The organism is Cellulosimicrobium sp. AB352 (genome assembly GCF_049538415.1).
Lineage (GTDB): Bacteria > Actinomycetota > Actinomycetes > Actinomycetales > Cellulomonadaceae > Cellulosimicrobium > Cellulosimicrobium funkei.
On the sequence record NZ_JBMVFX010000004.1, the window covers coordinates 191,215 to 211,312 of the forward strand.

Here is a 20,098-nt window from a genome sequence, read left to right on the forward strand (position 1 = left end):
GGCTCGGGACGATGAGCACCGCACCCGAGACCGCGCCCGATCCCGCCCGAGCCTCGACGGAGCCGACCCCCATCCGGTCGCTCAGCGTCCTGCCCGCGCGGCGCGAGGACGTCGAGCTGCACACCGCGGACGGCCTCACGCTCGTCGGCGAGCTGGCGCTCCCCGCGGACCGCGACCCGGTCGCGACCCTCGTCACGCTGCACCCCCTGCCGACGCACGGCGGGTACATGGACTCGCACGTCTACCGGAAGGCGGCGTGGCGTCTGCCGGCGCTCGCAGACCTCGCCGTGCTGCGGTTCAACACGCGCGGCACGTCGTCCCCGCGGGGAACGAGCGAGGGCGCGTTCGACGGCGGCGAGGCCGAGCGCTTCGACGTCGCGGCGGCGATCGAGTTCGCCGAGTTCCACGACCTCCCGAACCGGTGGCTCGTCGGGTGGTCGTTCGGCACGGAGCTCGCGCTCAAGCACGGCGCGGACCCGGCGGTGGAGGGCGCGATCCTCCTCTCGCCCCCGCTGCACCGCGCGACGGACGCCGACCTCGACCGCTGGGACGCGTTCGGCAAGCCGCTCGTGGTCCTCGTGCCCGAGCTCGACGACTACCTGCGCCCCGACGAGGCGCGCCGACGCTTCGCGCGCGTGCGGAACGCCGAGGTGATCGGCGTCGAGGGCGCCAAGCACCTGTGGGTGGGGGAGTCGTCGGTGCGGCGCGTGCTCGACGAGATCGTGGGGCACGTGCGTCCCGGTTTCCCGCTCCCGCTGCCGACCACGTGGGACGGCGACGCGAGCGGCACGGCCGACCGCGACACGGCCGACTCGGACCAGGCGAGCTACGACGCGAGCCGGTCCGACGGCGTCGTCGACTGACCCCCGCCGCGGCGCGAGGCGCCGCGCGCACCCGACCGATCCGAGGAGGACCACGTGACGACGGCACCGCTCGAGACCTTCACGCTGCGCGAGGGGTACGGGACACCGCTCGTGCTGCTGCACGGCTTCCCGCTCGACCACCGGATGTGGGCAGACGTCGCGGAGGCGCTGCCGGGCGAGCCCACCGTCGTCGCGGTCGACCTCCCCGGCCTGGGCGCGAGCCCGCTGGGGGGCGAGCCGCCGTCGATCGAGGCGGCGGCCGACGCGACCGCGGACGCGCTCGCCGCGGCGGGGATCACGCGCGCAGTCGTCGCGGGCCTGTCGATGGGCGGCTACGTGGCCCTCGCGCTCGCGGAGCGCCGGCCGGAGCTGGTCGCGGGGCTCGGGCTGGTGGACACCAAGTCCACCGCGGACTCCGACGACGCGCGCGCGAACCGCCTGCGCATCGCCGACGAGGCGGAGAGCACGCAGACCGTCGATCCCGTCCTCGGCATGCCGGGGGTGCTCCTCGGCGAGACGAGCAAGGCTGCCCGCCCGCACCTGACCGCGCGGCTCGAGGAGTGGATCCGTGCGCAGCGGCCCGACGGCGTCGCGTGGTCGCAGCGGGCGATGGCGGCCCGCCCCGACCGCACGTCCGTCCTCGCGGGATTCGCGGGGCCGGTCGCGGTGGTCGTGGGCGAGGAGGACCAGGTCACGCCGGTGGCGGAGGCGGAGCACATGGTCGCCGCGGCGCCGACCGCGCAGCTCGTGCAGGTGACGGGCGCGGGCCACATGAGCGCGGTCGAGGACCCCGCCGCGGTGGCCGACGCGCTCGCGGACCTCCTGGCGCGGGCGACCGTCTGAACCGCTGACCGCGGGTCAGCGCCCGTCGAGCACGAGCGCGAGCGCGTCGGCGAGGTCGATGGACTCGCCGTCCCTGCCGCCCTTGCCCAGCACGAGCGGCGGGTCGGACGGTTCGACCACGACGCCCCGCAGGCGCGCGCGCACGCCGCCGGGCACCGAGAGCACGTAGAACTCGCCGTCCTCGCCGACGGCGACGCTGTGGTTGCGGCGCAGGTACCACCCGCGGAGCGGGGTGCGGTACGTCGCGGTGCCGTCGAACGCGCGGGCGCGGAGCGGCTCGGGAGCCAGGCCCCGGTCGCGCGCCCGCGCGACGAAGTCGGCGAGCAGGCCCCGGGCCGCGTCGCTCTCGCGGGCGCGCTGCCGGTCGAGCTCGCGCTGCTGGTGCGCGGCGGCCTCGGTCCGCTGCCGACGCCAGTCGTCGGCAGCGGACCCCGAGGGACCCGACGGGCCCGCGGTGGCCGGCACGGCGTCAGGCCGAGGCGGGAGCGTCGGGCTTCGCGTCGGCCGTCTTCGTGCCGCTCGACTTCGGGCCGGCCTGCTTGGTGTCGGCCGTCTTCGTGTCGCTCGGCCGCGCGTCGGCGGACGCCGCGGAGCCACCCTTCGCCGGCGCCTCGACCGTCCCGACCCGCTGCCCGGACTCGTCCGGGACGACCGGGAACTCGGCCGTCATGAGCGTCGCGGCGCGCGCCTGCTGGGCGGGGGTCCCGGAGGGCACGGCCTTCTTCGCGGGAGCCTTCGCGGCCTCGTTCTCGCTGCCGAGCAGCCCGCGCAGCTCGTCGAGGTAGGTGTTGATCGAGTCGTGCTGACGCGTGAGGTCCTCGAGCTGGCGCTGGGCGACGTTGCGCTGCTGCTCGGCCTCGGCCTTCGCGTCGCTCACCGTCTGGTCGGCGAACGCCCGGGCCTCGGCGACGACCTGGTCGGCGTTCCGGCGCGCGGTCGACAGGAGGTCCTTCACGTACGCGTCGGACTCGCTGCGGACCTTCTCCGCCTGCTGGAGCGCGTGGGCGACACGCTTCTCCGCCTCCGCGGCGTGCTCCTCGGCCGTCGCGACGAGCTTCTCCGTCTCCGCCTTGGCGGCGGCGTGGCGCTCGGCGTTCTCGCGCTCCGCCTCCTCGCGGCGACGCACGACCTCGAGCTCGGCGTCCGCGAGGGCGGTGCGGGCCTGGTCGCGCAGCGTCTCCATCTCGGACGTGACGGCGTTCGCTGCCTCGGTCGCCTTGCGCTGCGCCTCGTCCACCTGGCGCTGCGCCTCGCGACGCGCGTTCTCCAGCAGCTCGGCCGACTCGCGCTCCGCGGCCTCGCGCTGCGCCGCCGTCTCCGCCGCGACGCGCGCGCGGAGCTCCGCGGCCTCGCGCTCGGTCGTGACGCGCAGCTCCGTGGTCTCGCGCTCCGCCGTCGCACGCAGCGTGCCGAGCTCGCGCTCGAGCGACGCGCGGCGCTCGCTCTCCTCCGTGGCGAGCGCGCTGTGGATGCGCGCGGCCTCGCGCTCCGCGGAGCCGACCAGCTCCTCCGCGCGGCGCTGGGCGCTGAGCAGCGTGCCCTCGGCCTCGGACGCGCTCGTGGAGCGGATCTCCTCCGACTCCAGGCGTGCGCTGTTGAGCAGCTCGGCGACCTCGTTCTCGGCCCGGGACCGGACCTGGCCCGCCGAGAGCTTCGCGCGGGCCATGATGTCGGCCGCCTGGGCGTTGGCCTGCGACAGGATGTCCGCCGACTGCTCCTCCGCCGAGCGCAGGAGCTGCTCGATGCGGGACCCGAGCCCCGCGTACGACGGCCGGTCCGCCTCGCGGAGCTGGCGCTGGGCGTCGTTGAGCTCGCTCGTGAGCTGCATGGCGCGGGCGTCCGCCGCCTCGACGCGCGCCCGCGCGTCCTCCACGGCCTTCTCCAGCCTCGCGAGCTGGGCCTCGACCTGGACGCGGTCGTACCCGCGCATCGTGATGGGGAAGAGCGTGCGCTCGTCGGACACGTCGATGACCTCCGGTGCTGAGTCGTCGCGGCTTCCGCCGCCGGTCGGCGTCCCCTCCCGGGGAGGGAGGGCGCGGCGGTCGTGCCACGGCCCCGCCGTGCTCCGACCAGGATACGGGGATCACGCTGTCCTGAATACCCGGATTGGTGGGGGTGAGACGATGGTCGCAGTGCTGCGCGCGCGGTCTTCCCTCGCGGGAACGGCGGCCCTCTCGGCCGCCGGGCACGACGTTCCCTGGGAGCGGTGAGACCGTCCCGGGAGGGGCGCGTGAACGGTTCGTGAGGATCCACAGGCGAGGCGTCTCGGTCGATCCACGAGGGGTTTCGCACCTATCCTTGAACGTCGATCGACGAAGGGAACCTCGGTGCTGCAACGAATCATCGCCGCCCTCCTGCTCGTGGGAGGGCTGGTCGCCGTCGGCCTCGGTGTCGCGTCCGCCACCGTCTGGCGGGACAGCGACACGGTCGTGGCGACCACGGCGTACACCGGCGACGGCACGGTGCTCGTCACCGCGCCCGGGGTCCTCGACCTCGTCGCCGAGGACGTGACGATCCGCGCGACAGCACCCGGTGAGCAGCAGGTCACCCTCGCGATCGGCCGCGAGGCCGACGTGACCGGGTGGGTCGGCGAGGACCCGCACGGTCTGGTCACCGGCCTGTCCGACTGGGACGCGCTCGCGACGCGCGCCGTCGACGCGCCGGCCGCGGAGGACGAGCCCGCGGAGGGCGAGACGCCCGCGGACGGGGAGTCGCCCGCGGAGGGCGAGAGCCCGGCCGACGCCGAGGCACCCGCCGACGCCGAGAGCCCGGCCGAGGGCGAGACGCCCGCCGAGGGCGAGACGCCCGCGGAGGGCGACGCGGCCGCGGAGGCCCCCGTCGTCGGCGTCGACCCCGCCGGCTCGGACATGTGGCTGGAGGAGGCGACGGGCGCCGGCTCGGCGAGCCTGCGCTGGTCCGACCAGCCCGGCCGCTGGCAGCTCCTCGCCGCCGGCGTGGGCGAGGACGCCGTCGCCCCGACCGTCGAGCTCTCGTGGCCGCGCCAGGTCGAGACGCCGTTCCTGTGGCCCGGCGTCATCGGCGGTGCCGTGCTCATCCTCCTCGGTCTCGGCATCGGGGCGGCGAGCCTGCGCCCGCGCCGCCGCGGGCCCTCGGGCGGCACCACGACCTCCGCGACCCCGGCGGTGGCGCCGGCCGGCACGACGGCGGGGACGTCGTCGGACGACGCCGACGCGCCCGACGGCGAGGTGCCGACCGACACGGCCCAGGTGCGCATGCTCACGCGGCGTGAGCTGCGCGAGCGCGAGGAGGCCGACCGCCTCGCGCAGCAGCAGGCCCGCGCCCAGAAGCCGCGCCGCGCGTGGCTCACCGGCCAGATCCCGATCGTCGCGCGCGGCGAGCGCCGCCCGCGCACCGCGGCCCAGCCGACCGTCGACGCGAGCGCGCACCCGACCACGGAGGACAGCGCGAGCACGCGCGCAGACGCCTGGCGCCGGGCGTGGGGCTTCACGCCCGGCAGCGACGAGAGCGCCCCGGCGCCTGCACCCGAGAGCGACCCGGACGAGACGAAGGACAGCACCCGATGACCAGCACCGCCCGCGACACGGCCCGCGCCCGCCGCGCCCGTCGTCACCTCGGCGGGGTGGCCGGGGGACTGGTCGGCGCGCTCCTGCTCGCCGCCTGCTCCGCACCCCTCCCGACGCCCGAGCCCGACCCCACGCAGGACCCGCCCGCGCCCGTCCTCACCGAGGCGCAGGAGACCGCCGTCCTCGACGCGGTCGCCGCCGCGCTCGCGGCGGCGAGCGAGACCAACGACGCGGCCCAGCTCGAGGGCCGCGTCACGGGCCCGGCGCTCGCGATCCGCACGAGCCAGCTCGCCGTCGCCGCCGCGCGCGGCAACGCCGACCTCGTGACCGAGCTCCCGACGGAGGCGCAGCAGGTCGTCATCCCGACGACGCAGACCTGGCCGCGCACGTCGTTCGCCGTGAGCGTGCAGCCCGAGAACCTGCAGACGCCGCGCCTGTCCGTCCTGGAGCAGGACACCGCGCGCGACGACTACCAGCTCTGGGCCTGGGTCCGCCTCCTCCCGGGCGTCACCATGCCGAGCTTTGCGGACCCGAGCATCGGCAGCGAGGACGTCGCGCCCGACGACTCGAGCCTGCTCGTCACGCCGACGGACGCCGTCGCGCAGTACGCCGACGTGCTCAACCTCGGCACGGGCTCCGGGTTCGCGGGGGCCTTCGAGGAGGACTCGTTCCGCACCCTGCTCGCCAAGCGCGCGCAGGACTGGACGACGGCGCTCCAGCCCGCCGCGGGCGCCTACGCCCTGACGTTCACGCCCAACCCGGACGAGCCCGTGCGCGCGGTCCGCACCGCGGACGGCGGCGCGCTCGTGGTCGGTGCGATGACCTCGCAGGAGTCGATGACGGCCGAGGAGGGCGCGCAGGTGCCGCCCGACACGGAGTCGATCAAGGCGCTGTACGGGGACAAGACTCCGACGAACGTGCTCAAGGTCGGCTACGTCGACGTCGTCGCGCTCTACGTGCCGCCCGCGGGCTCCGAGGAGAAGATCCGCGTGGTGGGCAACGAGCACGTCGCGACGTCGGTCGCGAACGCCTGACGCTCCGTAGGATTGCGACCATGAGCGAACCCACCCAGCCCACGTTCGACGTGCGCGGCGCGGTCGACCTGTCCGCGCTGACCAGGCCGCAGTCACCCCCGCCCGGCGAGGAGGGCGGCGCGCCCGCCGCGGGCGGGTACGTCGTCGACGTCACGGACGAGACGTTCGGCCAGCTCGTCCAGGACTCGGCGCAGTACCCCGTCGTCGTGCTCCTGTGGATCCCGACGGACCAGGCGAACGCGCAGCTCGGCACCGACCTCGGCGCGCTGGCCGACGAGTACGCCGGCCGCTTCCTCCTGGCCCGCGTCGACGCCCAGGCGTACCCGCAGATCACGGCCGCGTTCCAGGTCCAGGGCGTGCCGACCGTCGTCGCGATCCTGCAGGGTCAGCCCGTGCCGCTGTTCCAGGGCGCCGCGCCCGTCGAGCAGGTGCGCGCCGTGCTCGACCAGGTGCTCCAGGCGGCCGAGGCGAACGGCGTGACCGGTCGTGCGCCCGCCCAGGGCGCCGACGGCGAGCCCGAGCGCCCCGCGGAGCCCGCCGCCGAGCCGGAGCCCGAGCTCCCGCCGCTGCACCAGGAGGCGTACGACGCGATCGAGCGCGACGACCTCGACGCCGCGGTCGCGGCCTACGAGAAGGCGATCAAGCAGGACCCGCGCGACGCGCTCGCCGTCGCGGGGCTCGCGCAGGTCCGCCTCCTCCAGCGCACCCGCGACGCCGACCTCGCGACGGTCCGCGCCGCGGCCGCCGCCGCACCGCAGGACGTCGACGCCCAGCTCGCCATCGCCGACCTCGACCTGCTCGGCGGGCACGTGGACGACGCCCTCGACCGGCTCCTCGACCTGCTGCCCGGCGCCGACGCGGACGGCAAGGAGAAGCTCCGAGTGCGCCTCCTCGACTACTTCGAGGTCGTGGGCCCCACCGACCCCCGCGTCGGCAAGGCCCGCCAGCGCCTCGCGATCAGCCTGTACTGACACACCCGCGCTCTACCGACGCACCCGCGTCACGCACGACGGCGGCCGGTCACCGTGAGGTGACCGGCCGCCGTCGTGCGTGGAGGTCACCGCGTGACCGGCTGCTGCCGTCGTGCGTGGAGGTCACCGCGAGGAGACCGGCTGCCGTCGCGCTGAGGAGGCAGCGCCGGGGGTGCGACGAACTCGGTGGGTGGGGTGGTGGCGCCGGGTCGTGGCGGGCCTGGCGGGAGCCGCGAGGAACGAGCGGCGGATGGTAGACCCGGCGCCACCACCCCACCCACCACCCAGGGTGACGACAACTCGCCGTCGGCGGGACCAGGCCTCTACCTCGGCGACCAGGCCTCTGCCTCGGCGACCAGGCCTCTGCCTCGGCGGACCGGGCCTCTACCTCGGCGACGGGACGAGGTACAGCGCGCCGAGCGGCGGCACGCGCAGGACCGCGGAGTACGCGCGCCCCTTCCACGGGACGGGCTCCGCCGCGACCTCACCGAGGTTGCCGACACCGGAGCCGCCGTAGACCTCGGCGTCGGTGTTGAGGACCTCGCGCCACGCGCCGCCCGACGGCAGGGCGACGCGGTAGCCCTCGTGCGGCGTCCCGGCGAAGTTCACGACGACGGCGACCTCGCTGCCGTCGCGCCCGCGGCGTACGTAGGCGAGGACGTTGTGGTCGGCGTCGTCGGCGTCGAGCCACTCGAACCCCGCGGGGTCGTGGTCGAGCTCCCACAGAGCAGGGGTCGCGCGGTACAGGGCGTTGAGGTCACGCACGACACGCTGCACGCCCTGCCGGCCCGGGTCGGCGGCGAGGCCGTCCCAGTCGAGCGACCGGCCCTCGTTCCACTCGGAGTGCTGGCCGATCTCGCTGCCCATGAAGAGGAGCTGCTTGCCGGGGTGCGACCACTGGTAGGCGAGGAACGCGCGCACGCCGGCGCGCTTCTGCCAGTCGTCGCCCGGCATCTTCCCGTAGAGCGAGCCCTTGCCGTGCACGACCTCGTCGTGGCTGATGGGGAGCACGAACTGCTCGGAGTACGCGTAGACCATGGAGAACGTGATCTCGTGGTGGTGGTACCGGCGGTTGATCGGCTCCTCGGCGACGTAGCGCAGGGAGTCGTTCATCCAGCCCATGTTCCACTTGAGCCCGAACCCGAGGCCCCCCGCGGAGGTGGGCCGGGTGACGCCCGGCCACGCGGTCGACTCCTCGGCGATCATCATGACGCCGGGCGTGCGCCGGTACGCGGTGGCGTTGGCCTCCTGGAGGAACGCGATGGCCTCGAGGTTCTCGCGCCCGCCGTGCACGTTGGGGTGCCACTGGCCGGGACCGCGCGAGTAGTCGAGGTAGAGCATGGACGCGACGGCGTCGACGCGCAGCGCGTCGACGTGGAACTCCTCGAGCCAGTAGGTCGCGTTGGCGACGAGGAAGTTGCGGACCTCGTTGCGGCCGAAGTCGAAGACGTACGTGCCCCAGTCGGGCTGCTCGCCGCGCAGCGGGTCGGCGTGCTCGTAGCAGGGGGTGCCGTCGAAGCGGGCGAGGGCCCACTCGTCGCGCGGGAAGTGCGCGGGCACCCAGTCGACGACGACGCCGATCCCGGCGGCGTGCAGGCGGTCGACGAGGTAGCGGAAGTCGTCGGGGTGGCCGAACCGGGACGTCGGGGCGTAGTAGCCCGTGACCTGGTAGCCCCACGACCCGCCGAACGGGTGCTCGGCGACGGGCAGGAGCTCGACGTGCGTGAACCCCTGCTCGACGACGTACGCCGTGAGCTGCTCCGCGAGGTCGCGGTAGGACAGGCCCTGGCGCCACGAGCCGAGGTGCACCTCGTAGATGCTGAGCGGCTGCGTGTGCGGGTCGTGCGCCGCACGCTCGGCGAGCCAGGCGTCGTCGGACCACTCGTACCGCGACTCGACGACGACGCTCGCCGTCGCCGGGGGCACCTCGGCCGCCTTGGCGAGCGGGTCGGCCTTCTGGCGCCACGAGCCGTCGGGCCCGAGGATCTCGTACTTGTAGCGCGCGCCCGCGACGACGCCGGGGACGAAGAGCTCCCACACCCCGGTGGACCCGAGCGAGCGCATCGGGTGCGTGGGTCCCCAGCCGTTGAAGTCGCCGATGACGCGGACCGCGCGCGCGTTGGGCGCCCAGACGGCGAACGCCGTGCCGGTCGTGTCGCCGAGCGCGCTCGGGTACGTGCGCACGTTCGCGCCGAGCACGCGCCACAGCTCCTCGTGCCGGCCCTCGCGGATCAGGTGCAGGTCGACGTCGCCGAGCGTGGGCAGGAACCGGTAGGGGTCGTCCACGGTCGTGGACTCGTGCCCGTAGCGGGCACGGACGCGGTAGTCGGGGGCGTGCCGGGTGCCGTCGGCGTCCTGGTGCACCGGCACGACGGCGGCCCACACCCCGTCCTGCTCGTGCACCGCGGGGTGCTCGCCGTCGGCGGTGACGACGACGACCTCGTCCGCGAGCGGGCGCAGGACGCGGACGACGGCCCGCGCGTCCGCGGCGTCGTCCGCGAGGTGCGGGCCGAGCACGGCGTGCGGGTCGAACGTGCGCCCGCCCGCGGCCGCGGCGAGCGCGTCCTGCGGCACGACGACGGGGGGCGGGGTGGGGGAAGCGGCGGGCCCGGTCATGGGGCAACCTTTCCACGTCCCGCGCACCCTCACAGGACGGGCTCGCCGGACAGTCACAGTAGGCTCGCGACCTGGAGGAAGGAGCGTCGTGGCAAGGATCACCATCGCGGACATCGCGCGCGAGGCCGGGGTCTCGACGGGTGCGGTGTCGTACGCGCTCAACAACCGGCCGGGGGTGTCGGAGGCGACGCGTGCGCGGATCCTCTCGATCGCGTCAGACCTGGGGTGGGCCCCCAGCTCCGCGGCGCGCTCCCTCTCGGGGGCCCGGACGGAGACGGTCGGCCTGGTGCTCGCGCGCGACCCTGGGATGCTCGGGGTCGAGTCGTTCTACATGCAGTTCCTCGCGGGCATCGAGTCCGAGCTGTCGAAGCGGTCGTACGCGCTGCTCCTCCAGGTCGTTCCGGACCAGGAGACCGAGCTGCGGGCGTACCGTGCATGGCGCGCGGCACGTCGGGTCGACGGGGTGATCCTCGTCGACCCGAGCATCGACGACCCCCGGATCTCGATGTTCTCCGAGCCCGAGGCGCTCCCGGCCGTGGTGGTGGGAGACCCGGCGCTCGCAGGCGGTCTGCCGAGCGTGTGGACGGACGACGCTGCCGCGATGCGCGAGTCGGTGCGCTACCTGCACGCCGTCGGGCACCGCAGGATCGCCCGGGTCGCGGGCCTGGAGGGGTTCGGGCACACGGGGATCCGCGACGCGGCGTTCCGCGACGAGATCGCGGCGCTCGGCGCGGAGGGAACGGTCGTGCGCACGGACTACTCAGCCGTCCAGGGGGCGGCGGTGACGCGGACGCTCCTCACGAGCACCGACCGGCCGACGGGGATCATCTACGACAACGACGTCATGGCGGTCGCGGGGCTGGGAGTCGCGAGCGAGATCGGTGTCCGGGTGCCACAGGAGGTGTCGATGATCGCGTGGGACGACTCGCCCCTGTGCGAGGCGACGTTCCCTCGCCTCTCGGCGCTGAGCCACGACGTCACGCGCTACGGCGCGCACGTCGCTCGCCGTCTGTTCGACCGGATCGCGGGTCAGGTCGGGGGGAGCTTCCTCGACTCGACCCCGACGCTGCGCCCGCGGGGGACGACTGGACGCCCCGTGTCCTGATGCGCTTCATCGTCGCGTAGGCCGAAGCCGCCTTGATATCGGTTTGTTACCTTCGAGGGTTGGACTTACGCAAACTTAAACGCTTCACTAGTCGTGTCGCCAGCGACGTCCGCGCAAGCGGAGCCCGTCGCGCGCGACGTCAACGACGACCAAGGAGTGGAACGACATGGCAAGGAAGCAGACCGCCGCCGTGCTCACCGTGACAGCGCTGACGCTGGCGCTCGGTGCATGCTCGAGCGGCTCGGGCGAGGGTGGGGGCGGAAAGGCCGGCGAGCTTTCGGGCACCATCACGGTCCTGACCAACCGCACGGACATCGTCGACACCACGCTCCAGGACTACGCGGACCAGTTCCAGACCGAGAACCCCGGTGTGACGGTCGAGTTCGAGGCGATCACCGACTACGAGGGCGACGTCTCGATCCGACTCAACACACAGGACTACGGGGACGTCCTCCTCGTCCCCAACTCGGTGAGCAAGGACCAGCTCCCGCAGTTCTTCGAGCCCCTCGGCACGGTGGACGAGCTCGGGCAGGAATACCGTTTCATCAACGAGCAGGCCTACGACGGCGACGTCTACGGCATTGCGACCTTCGGCACCGCGATGGGCTACGTCGTGAACACGAAGGTCTGGGAGCAGGCCGGCATCACCGAGCCGCCCGCGACGCCCGAGGCGTTCGTCGACGCGCTCGAGCAGATCGGTGAGAAGACCGACGCGGTCCCGTACTACACCAACTACACGGACGGCTGGCCGCTCACCCAGTGGCAGAACAACCAGGGAACGATCGCCGGGACGGACGCCGTGAGCATCCGGACCTCGCAGGACGACCCGTGGGCCGAGGGCAACGAGCAGTACGCGATCGACGGCCTGCTGTACGACATCGTCGCCGCGGGCGTCACCGAGGAGGACCCCACGACGACCAACTGGGAGGAGTCCAAGACCCTCCTCGGCACCGGCAAGGTCGGTGCGATGGTGCTCGGCTCCTGGGCGGTCCCGCAGATGCAGGACGCGGCCGAGGCAGCCGGCGGGTCCGCGGACGACATCGACTTCTGGCCGATGCCCTGGCAGAACGAGGGCGCGTTCTCCTCGACCGTCTCGGGCGACTACAAGCTCGCGATCTCGAAGCACTCCAAGAACAAGGACGCCGCGCGGGCGTGGGTCGACTGGTTCCTGAACGAGTCGACCTTCGCATCGGAGCAGGGCGGTATCTCACCGGTCGTCGGCGCGGCGGCCCCGGACAACCTGGCCACGTTCGAGGCCCTGGGCGTCAACCAGGTCGAGCTCTCCCCGGCCCCGGCCGGCGAGGAGACGTGGGACAACGACATCAGCAACGAGGCGGAGATCGACCTCTGGGGTGACAAGTACCGCAAGCAGCTGGTCGACGTCGCCCGCGGCGCCGCGGACGGCGACAAGGAGTCCTTCTTCGCCGACCTCAACTCCCGCTGGGCGGCCGCGCGCGCGAACGTCGTCGGCTGACGCAGGAGTCCTGGTTCGCGTGAGGCCCCCGGCCCGCCCCGCCGGGGGTCTCACGCCCTATCGACCGAAAAGAGCATGACATGGCTGTCACCAGTCCGACCGTGGCCGCATCGACCCAGCCACACAGACGGAGTGCTACGTCCCGACCGCCCAAGCGACGTCCCGGGTCGCTCACCCCGTGGCTGTTCCTCGTCGTCCCGCTCGGGTTGCTGCTCGTGTTCACGTACCTGCCGGTGGCGAACATGATCTGGTACAGCTTCACGTCCTGGGACGGTCTCGACGCTGTGAAGGAAGGCGTCGGGTTCAAGAACTACGTCGACATCTTCACGCGGCCCGAGCTGTTCCGGGTCTTCTTCGTCAGCCTCTACTACCTCGTCGGGGCGCTCGTCCAGCTCGCGCTGGCGCTCTACTTCGCGACGATCCTCAGCTTCAGCACGCGGTTCCGGAACTTCTTCAAGGGCGTCATCTTCTTCCCGTACCTCCTGAACGGCGTGGCGATCGGCCTCGTCTTCCTCTACTTCTTCCGCCCGGACGGGACGTTGGACGCCCTGCTGGCGATCGTCGGCGTGCAGGAGACTCCGCACTGGCTCGGAGACCCGTCGATCGTCAACTACTCGCTCGCCGGCACCTCCGTGTGGCGCTACATGGGCCTGAACTTCGTGCTGTTCCTCGGTGCGATCCAAGCGATCCCGGGTGACGTGTACGAGGCCGCGGACCTCGACGGCGCGACGTCGTGGCAGAAGTTCCGCTACATCATCTTCCCGGGCATCAAGCAGATCGTCGGTCTGTCCCTGATCCTCGCCGTCTCGGGCGCGCTCTCGGTCTTCGAGATCCCCTTCATCATGACGAAGGGCGCGAACGGTTCCGAGACTTTCGTCATCCAGACCGTCGACACGGCGTTCCGGTACTCCAAGGTCGGCCTCGCGTCCGCGATGGCCGTCGTGCTGCTGATCATCGTCCTCGTGATCAGCGCGATCCAACGCAAGTTCTTCCCGGACGAGAAGGGAGACCTGGTATGAGCGCCCCCACCGCACCCGCGCCGAACCGGATCACCGCAGCGGACAAGCTCCGCCGGGCCGCCGCCCGGTTCTCGAGGGGCGTCGCACCCGTCGCCGGGCCGTTGGCCACGACGGCGAAGTACATCAGCCTCGTCATCGCGTGCGCGGCCGCCGTCGTCCCGATCCTCACGATCTTCTTCGCGGCCTTCAAGTCCCGCGAGGAGTACGTGACGACCGGTCCGCTCGATCTCCCCCGGAACTGGTTCAACTTCGCGAACTTCACGCGGGCCTTCACGGACAGCGACATGCTCGCGGGCTTCGTGAACACCATGATCATCCTCGTCGTCGCGCTCGCCGGGACGATTCTCATCGGGACGATGACCGCGTACGCGGTGGACCGGTTCGACTTCCGCGGCAAGAAGGTCGTCATGGCCGGGTTCCTGCTGGCGACGCTCGTCCCCGCGGTCACCACGCAGGTCGCGACGTTCCAGATCATCAACGGCCTCGGGCTCTTCAACACCCGCTGGGCCGCGATCGTGCTCTTCATGGGCACGGACATCATCGCGATCTACATCTTCTTGCAGTTCATGCGCTCCATACCGCGCTCGCTCGACGAGGCCGCGATGCTGGACGGGGCGAACCGCCTGACGATCTACGCACGGATCGTCTTCCCGCTGCTCAAGCCGGCGATCGCCACCGTCGTCATCATCAAGGGCATCGCGATCTACAACGAGTTCTACATCCCGTTCCTCTACATGCCGTCGAGCAAGCTCGGCGTCATCTCGACGACCCTCTTCCGGTTCAAGGGACCGACGGGGTCGGAGTGGGAGGTCATCGCCGCCGGCACGATCCTCGTGATCGTCCCGACGCTGATCGCCTTCCTCCTCCTCCAGCGACACATCTACAACGGCCTGACCGCAGGAGCCACGAAGTGACCTTCACCGAGAAATCCGCCCTCAGGGCGACCCGCCGCGAGCTGCACGAGGGCTGGACGGTGAGCGCCGTCGGGGGAGCGATTCCCGTGGGGACGACCGTCTCCGACGTCCCGGCAACGGTCCCGGGGAGCGTGCACACGGACCTCCTCGCCGCAGGCGTGATCGACGACCCCTACCTCGACGACCACGAGCGTCTCCAGGCGTGGATCGGTCGCACCGACTGGGCATACACCACGCGCTTCGCGTGGGCCCCGGACGGGCACGAGCGGCACGACCTCGTCTTCGACGGCCTCGACACCGTCGCGGAGGTCCGGCTCAACGGGACGGTGGTGGGCACGACGGCGAACATGCACCGCACCTACCGGTTCGACGTCGGTCCGCTGCTCGTCGCGGGCGAGAACGAACTCGTGGTCCGGTTCTCCGCCCCCGTCCCGTACGCCGACCGGCAGAGCCTCCTCCTGGGCTACCGGCCGCAGGTCAACCAGCACCCGTTCAACGCCATGCGCAAGATGGCATGCAGCTTCGGCTGGGACTGGGGTCCCGACACGGCGACGTCCGGGATCTGGCGCCCCGTGCGTCTCGAGTCCTGGTCGGTGGCGAGACTCGCCCAGGTGCGCGTCCACGCGGCGGTCGCGGGCGAGCCCGGCGAGTCCACGGCACCGACGGCGGGCCGGGTGCGCGTGGTCGTGGAGGTCGAGCGCTCCGGCACAGGTCGCGGTCTCGCGCCGCTCACCCTCGCGGCGTCCGTCGCCGGGGTGCGGGTCCAGGTGCCGGCCGACGGCGGCTCGGCCGAGGTCGACGTCGTCGTGCCGCAGGTCGATCTCTGGTGGCCGCGCACGCACGGTGACCAGCCGCTCTACGACGTCGCCGTCGAGCTGCTGGGCGCGGGGGAGCCCCTCGATACCTCCGCCCGTCGCGTCGGCTTCCGCACCGCGACGCTCGAGATGGAGCCCGACGAGGACGGCACGTCCTTCCGGTTCGTCGTGAACGGCGTGCCGGTCTGGGTACGCGGGGCGAACTGGATCCCGGACGACGCGTTCCCGCACCGCGTCACGCGCGAGCGGTACGCCGCGCGCATCGACCAGGCGGTCTCCGCGAACCTCAACCTCCTGCGCGTATGGGGCGGCGGGATCTACGAGTCGGACGACTTCTACGACCTGTGCGACGAGCGGGGCCTGCTCACCTGGCAGGACTTCCTCTTCGCCTGCGCGGCCTACGCGGAGGAGGAGCCGCTGCGCTCCGAGGTCGAGGCGGAGGTCCGCGACAACGTCGCCCGCCTCGGTCATCACGCGTCGCTCGTGCTCTGGAACGGCAGCAACGAGAACATCTGGGGATTCCACGACTGGAGCTGGGACAAGCGCCTCGACGGCCGCACCTGGGGTCTCGGCTACTACACGGAGCTGTTTCCGCGCGTCGTCGCGGAGCTCGACCCCGACTGCGCGTACACACCGTCGAGCCCGTGGTCGGGCAGCCTCGACGTGCACCCGAACGACCCGCGGCACGGCTCGATGCACGAGTGGGAGCTGTGGAACCGCCAGGACTGGCCGCACTACCGCGACACCGTGCCGCGGTTCATGGCCGAGTTCGGCTGGCAGGGGCCTCCCACCTGGTCCACCCTCACGCGCGCGATCAGCGACGACCCCCTGACGCCCGAGTCGCCCGGGATGCTCGTCCACCAGAAGGCGATGCAGGGCAACGACAAGCTGACGGACGGGCTCGTCGCCCACGTCCCGCTGCCCGACGCGATGGAGGACTGGCACTGGGCCATGTCCTGGAACCAGGCAACCGCCGTGCGCACGGCGCTCGAGCACTACCGCTCCTGGAGCCCGCGCTGCATGGGCGCGGTCGTCTGGCAGCTCAACGACTGCTGGCCCGTGACGTCCTGGGCCGCTGTCGACGGCGACGGACGCCAGAAGCCGCTCCTGTTCGCGCTGCGCCACGCATTCGCCGACCGTCTGCTCACCGTCCAGCCGCGTGGGGAGGACGGGCAGCTCGTCGTGGCGGTCGTCAACGACTCCGCCGAGCAGTGGCGCGGCGACCTCGTCGTCCGGCGGATCCGCTACGACGGCGTCGAGGTCGAGGCGACGAAGATCCCTGTCGACGTCGCGGCACGTGCGACGGACACGGTCCAGCTGCCGACCGACCTCGCCGTCCCGGGTGATGCCGCCGGCGAGCTGCTCGTCGCGTCGCTCGGACACGAGCGCGCAACGTGGTTCTACACCGAACCGCGCGACAGCGCCCTGCGCAGCCCGGCGCTGCACGTCGAGGTCACCTCGACCGACGACGGGGCGCGCGTCCGGGTCACGACCAACACCCTCGTGCGGGGTCTGTCGCTGCTCGCAGACAAGGTGCACCCCGACGCCGTCGTGGACGACATGCTGGTGGACCTCCTTGCCGGCGAGAGCGTGACCTTCCACGTGGCGGCCCCCGAAGCGCTGGACAGGTCCGCGCTCGCCGACCCGCGGGTCCTGCGCAGCGTCAACCAGCTCATGTCGCGCCGGCCCGTGATGTCAGCATGACGGCGCCGACGATCGACCTCCGGTCGCGCGGCGGGGTGCGCGACGAGCTCGCCTGGACCGAGCGCGAGACGCACGTCGCCTGGCTCGATGCCCACACGCGGTCGCTGCTCGGGTTCGGGCGTCGCGTCGTCGCGCCGGGGGGAGGGGCGGCCTACCTCGACGAGACCGGGGCCCCCGACCCGGCGGCAGGCGTCCAGACGTGGATCACGTGCCGGACCGTCCATGTCTACGCGCTCGGTGCCATGCTGGGCGTGCCCGGGTGCGAACCGGTCGCGCGCGGGGCCCTCGACGGCCTGCTGGGACCGCTGCACGACGCTGAGCACGGAGGGTGGTTCCACGCCCTCGACGCGCAAGGCGCACCGGACCTTGGCGCAGGCAAGTCCGCGTACGACCACGCGTTCGTCCTGCTTGCCGCGTCGAGCGCGACCCTGGCCGGCGTGCCGGGCGCGCGGGCCCTGCTCACGGACGCGTGCTCCGTGTTCCTCGAGCATTTCTGGGACGACGCGACCGGCCTCGTCGTCGACACCTGGGACGCATCGTTCACCGTCCTCGACGCTTACCGGGGCCTCAACGCCAATATGCACGCGGTGGAGGCGATGCTCGCCGTCGCCGACGCCACCGAAGACGTCGCGTGGCGCGACCGCGCCGCGCGCGTGGCCCGGCTCGTCGTGCGGCTTGCCGAGGAGCACGACGGCCGTCTGCCCGAGCACTTCGACGACACGTGGACGCCGCACCTGGAGCTCAACGCCGACCGGCCCGCCGACCCGTTCAAGCCCTACGGGGCGACCGTCGGGCACGGGCTCGAGTGGTCCCGGCTCCTCCTGCACCTCGAGGGCGCCCTGGGCACGGTCGCGCCGTCCGACCTGCGCGCGACGGCGACAGTGCTGTTCGACCGCGCCATGGCTGACGGCTGGGCCGTGGACGGCGCCGAGGGGTTCGTCTACACGACCGACTGGTCCGGTGTGCCCGTCGTGCGCGAGCGCATGCACTGGGTCGTCGCCGAGGCGATCGCCGCCGCGGACGCCCTGCACCGACGGACGGGTGACGCCCGCTACGCCGACCTGTACGCGACCTGGTGGGACTACGCGGTGACGTTCGTGGTCGACCACGACAGGGGATCCTGGCACCACGAGCTCGACCGCTCGAACCACCCCGCGCGGGGAACGTGGCCCGGCAAGCCCGACCTCTACCACGCGGTCCAGGCAACGCTCTTACCGCGGCTTCCGCTCGGCCGCTCGATCGCGCGCGCTGTCCACGACGGGCAGGTGGCCTCGTGACGCGCATCCTCGTGGTCGGCGAGGCACTCGTCGACGTCGTCCCGGGCCGCGACGGCGTGACGCACGAGCTGCCCGGCGGCAGCCCCGCCAACGTCGCGCTCACGCTCGGCAGGCTTGGGCGGGAGGTGTCACTCACCACGGCTCTCGCCCCCGACGAGCGCGGCGCCCTGGTCCGCGACTGGCTCGTCGCGAGCGACGTGGACGTGAACGCGCACGTGCCCTCGACAGGCCGGACGTCGGCCGCGACCGTCTCCCTGGACGCCCAGGGGCAGGCGACGTACACCTTCGACCTCGCGTGGGAGCTCGGGGAGGTCGAGCTCGGCGACGCGGAGGTCGTCCACGTCGGCTCCGTCGCGGCGGTGCTCTCTCCAGGCGCCGAAGTGGTCCGGGACGTCGTGCGCCGGGCGCGCTCCTCCGCCGTCGTCTCGTACGACCCCAACGTGCGCCCCGCTCTCGTCGACGACCCCGCGGCGGTCCGGACCCGCGTCGAGGAGCTCGCCGCGCTCGCCGACGTCGTCAAGGTGAGCGACGAGGACCTCGCATGGTTCGCCCCCGCGACCGACCCGCTCGACGTCGCCCGCCGCTGGTCGGCATGGGGCGTAGCCCTCGTCGTCGTGACACGCGGAGGCGACGGCGCGACCCTCGTGCGGCACGACGGCCGCCTCGTCGAGGTCCCGGGCCGTGCGGTCGACGTCGTCGACACCGTCGGCGCGGGCGACACGTTCACCGGGGCGCTGCTCGACGCGCTCGCGGCTCGCGGGGTGCGCGGCCCGAGAGGCGCGGACGTTCTGCGCCGGCTGTCGGACGCGGCGGTGCGGACCGCGGCACGGTCCGCAGCGGTCGCCGCGTCGGTCACGGTATCGCGCGCGGGGGCGAACCCGCCGACCCGGGCCGAGCTCCACGCGGCCGAAGGGCCGGTACGGCCCACGCCGTTCGCCGGGGCACCCGTCACGGGCATGACCTGGGGCTGGACCGGCGTGCGCGGAACCTGGACCGGTCCGGGGGCCGAGCGCTCCATGGACCAGCTGCGCGGGCTCGGCGTGGACTGGGTCGCCGTGACGTTCTCCGCGAAGCAGGACACGCCCCAGTCGACCACGGTCCGCTACGGCGACGAGCCGACGGTGACCGACGACGAGGTGCGCGCCGCGATCCGCGCGGCCAAGGCGCGCGGCTGGAAGGTGTGCCTCAAACCGGTCGTCGACTCCGCCGACGGAACCTGGCGCGCGTTCATCGGCTTCTTCGACGAAGACGTCCCGGGCGAGCCCTCGTGGGACGAGTGGTTCGCGTCGTACACGCAGTTCATCGTGCACCACGCGCGGATTGCGGCCGAGGAGGGCGTGGAGATGCTCTGCGTCGGGTGCGAGATGGTTCGCGCCGACGGGCACGACGCACAGTGGCGGGCCCTTGTCGCAGCCGTGCGCGAGGTCTACGACGGCCTCGTCACGTACAACTGCGACAAGTACCAGGAGGACCGCGTCACCTGGTGGGACGCGGTCGACGTGATCGGCAGCTCGGGTTATTACCCGGCAGGGACGTGGGAGCGCCACCTGGACCGGATCGAGGCCGTCGTCGCGCGCGAGGACAAGCCGTTCGTCTTCCTCGAGGCCGGATGCCCCAGCCGCGAGGGCTCACCGGAGAGACCGAACGACTGGACTCTCGCCGGGCCGCCGTCGGGCGAGGCTCAGGCGGCCTGGCTCGCGGAGATGTTCGACGCGTGCGGCCGACGACCCTGGGTCTCCGGCTACTTCCTGTGGGACTGGCCGACTCCGCTCTACACCGAGGCCGAGGCGGCAGCGAACGACGACTACTGCATGTACGGCAAGCCGGGCGCGGACGTCGTCCGGCACGTCTACGAGGAGCTGCGGGCGCGCTCGCGGGACTGAGCTCCGGCTCCGGTAGGGGAGCGGGGCGGGGCGTC

15 protein-coding genes are annotated in these 20,098 nt (G+C 72.9%); 12 read left to right on the plus strand and 3 right to left on the minus strand.

Annotation, left to right across the window (positions count from 1 at the left end):
- Positions 1-11 precede the first annotated feature (11 nt).
- On the plus strand, positions 12-863 hold the full coding sequence (locus ACPCUX_RS04815; RefSeq protein WP_423388257.1) for an alpha/beta hydrolase: 852 nt from the start codon (positions 12-14) through the stop codon (positions 861-863).
- A 54-nt stretch (positions 864-917) separates the two neighbouring features.
- Complete coding sequence (locus ACPCUX_RS04820; protein ID WP_396052353.1) at positions 918-1,706, plus strand: alpha/beta fold hydrolase; 789 nt, start codon at positions 918-920, stop codon at positions 1,704-1,706.
- A gap of 15 nt (positions 1,707-1,721) precedes the next feature.
- Here ACPCUX_RS04820 and ACPCUX_RS04825 read toward each other — a convergent pair whose 3' ends face one another.
- Positions 1,722-2,171, minus strand: a complete 450-nt coding sequence (locus tag ACPCUX_RS04825) for a hypothetical protein (RefSeq protein WP_423388258.1) — start codon at positions 2,169-2,171, stop codon at positions 1,722-1,724.
- A gap of 4 nt (positions 2,172-2,175) precedes the next feature.
- Entirely contained in the window at positions 2,176-3,669 is a 1,494-nt protein-coding gene (locus tag ACPCUX_RS04830; protein ID WP_244550490.1) for a hypothetical protein, read from the minus strand.
- Between the two features lie 364 nt (positions 3,670-4,033).
- Between ACPCUX_RS04830 and ACPCUX_RS04835 the strand changes: the two genes are divergently transcribed.
- From ACPCUX_RS04835 to ACPCUX_RS04845, 3 genes are read left to right on the plus strand one after another with little or no spacing between them, the layout of a single operon-like run.
- Positions 4,034-5,251, plus strand: a complete 1,218-nt coding sequence (locus ACPCUX_RS04835; protein ID WP_043653203.1) for a hypothetical protein — start codon at positions 4,034-4,036, stop codon at positions 5,249-5,251.
- Positions 5,248-6,285, plus strand: coding sequence for a hypothetical protein (locus ACPCUX_RS04840; protein WP_051027862.1), 1,038 nt, complete (start codon positions 5,248-5,250; stop codon positions 6,283-6,285). Before ACPCUX_RS04835 ends, ACPCUX_RS04840 begins: the two co-directional genes overlap by 4 nt.
- Before the next feature lie 20 nt (positions 6,286-6,305).
- Positions 6,306-7,256 carry a tetratricopeptide repeat protein gene (locus ACPCUX_RS04845; RefSeq protein WP_034653561.1) on the plus strand — a complete coding sequence of 317 codons (951 nt, stop codon included), beginning with the start codon at positions 6,306-6,308 and terminating at the stop codon, positions 7,254-7,256.
- Between the two features lie 384 nt (positions 7,257-7,640).
- Here ACPCUX_RS04845 and glgB read toward each other — a convergent pair whose 3' ends face one another.
- Positions 7,641-9,872: a 1,4-alpha-glucan branching protein GlgB gene (gene glgB / locus ACPCUX_RS04850; protein WP_423388259.1), complete on the minus strand. Its 2,232-nt coding sequence runs from the start codon at positions 9,870-9,872 to the stop codon at positions 7,641-7,643.
- 88 nt (positions 9,873-9,960) lie between these two features.
- On the opposite strand from glgB, the gene ACPCUX_RS04855 reads away from it, so the two are divergent.
- The 7 genes from ACPCUX_RS04855 (at position 9,961) to ACPCUX_RS04885 (ending at position 20,063) form a co-directional block, all read left to right on the plus strand.
- The gene (locus ACPCUX_RS04855) at positions 9,961-10,977 is read left to right on the plus strand and encodes a LacI family DNA-binding transcriptional regulator (RefSeq protein WP_034656392.1); all 1,017 of its coding nucleotides are present in this window, start codon (positions 9,961-9,963) and stop codon (positions 10,975-10,977) included.
- A 166-nt stretch (positions 10,978-11,143) separates the two neighbouring features.
- Positions 11,144-12,451, plus strand: coding sequence for an ABC transporter substrate-binding protein (locus tag ACPCUX_RS04860; protein WP_034656391.1), 1,308 nt, complete (start codon positions 11,144-11,146; stop codon positions 12,449-12,451).
- 80 nt (positions 12,452-12,531) lie between these two features.
- Positions 12,532-13,470, plus strand: coding sequence for a carbohydrate ABC transporter permease (locus ACPCUX_RS04865; protein WP_034656390.1), 939 nt, complete (start codon positions 12,532-12,534; stop codon positions 13,468-13,470).
- Positions 13,467-14,384, plus strand: a complete 918-nt coding sequence (locus tag ACPCUX_RS04870) for a carbohydrate ABC transporter permease (protein ID WP_081896102.1) — start codon at positions 13,467-13,469, stop codon at positions 14,382-14,384. Before ACPCUX_RS04865 ends, ACPCUX_RS04870 begins: the two co-directional genes overlap by 4 nt.
- Positions 14,381-16,903 (plus strand): glycoside hydrolase family 2 protein, encoded by a 2,523-nt coding sequence (locus ACPCUX_RS04875; RefSeq protein ID WP_255179314.1) that lies wholly within the window; start codon positions 14,381-14,383, stop codon positions 16,901-16,903. Before ACPCUX_RS04870 ends, ACPCUX_RS04875 begins: the two co-directional genes overlap by 4 nt.
- Positions 16,900-18,180: an AGE family epimerase/isomerase gene (locus ACPCUX_RS04880; protein ID WP_423388260.1), complete on the plus strand. Its 1,281-nt coding sequence runs from the start codon at positions 16,900-16,902 to the stop codon at positions 18,178-18,180. Before ACPCUX_RS04875 ends, ACPCUX_RS04880 begins: the two co-directional genes overlap by 4 nt.
- A complete protein-coding gene (locus tag ACPCUX_RS04885; RefSeq protein WP_423388261.1) occupies positions 18,177-20,063 on the plus strand; it encodes a PfkB family carbohydrate kinase in 1,887 nt (628 codons plus the stop codon). The genes ACPCUX_RS04880 and ACPCUX_RS04885 overlap by 4 nt, the downstream gene beginning before the upstream one ends.
- Positions 20,064-20,098 lie beyond the last annotated feature (35 nt).

What these genes read in the sequence shown, in the direction of transcription:
- ACPCUX_RS04815 (WP_423388257.1), top strand. Translation starts at nt 12, where the DNA reads ATGAGCACCGCACCCGAGACCGCGCCCGATCCCGCCCGAGCCTCGACG.
- ACPCUX_RS04860 (WP_034656391.1), top strand. Translation starts at nt 11,144, where the DNA reads ATGGCAAGGAAGCAGACCGCCGCCGTGCTCACCGTGACAGCGCTGACG.
- ACPCUX_RS04870 (WP_081896102.1), top strand. Translation starts at nt 13,467, where the DNA reads ATGAGCGCCCCCACCGCACCCGCGCCGAACCGGATCACCGCAGCGGAC.
- ACPCUX_RS04840 (WP_051027862.1), top strand. Translation starts at nt 5,248, where the DNA reads ATGACCAGCACCGCCCGCGACACGGCCCGCGCCCGCCGCGCCCGTCGT.
- ACPCUX_RS04865 (WP_034656390.1), top strand. Translation starts at nt 12,532, where the DNA reads ATGGCTGTCACCAGTCCGACCGTGGCCGCATCGACCCAGCCACACAGA.
- glgB (WP_423388259.1), bottom strand. Translation starts at nt 9,872, where the DNA reads ATGACCGGGCCCGCCGCTTCCCCCACCCCGCCCCCCGTCGTCGTGCCG.
- ACPCUX_RS04880 (WP_423388260.1), top strand. Translation starts at nt 16,900, where the DNA reads ATGACGGCGCCGACGATCGACCTCCGGTCGCGCGGCGGGGTGCGCGAC.
- ACPCUX_RS04845 (WP_034653561.1), top strand. Translation starts at nt 6,306, where the DNA reads ATGAGCGAACCCACCCAGCCCACGTTCGACGTGCGCGGCGCGGTCGAC.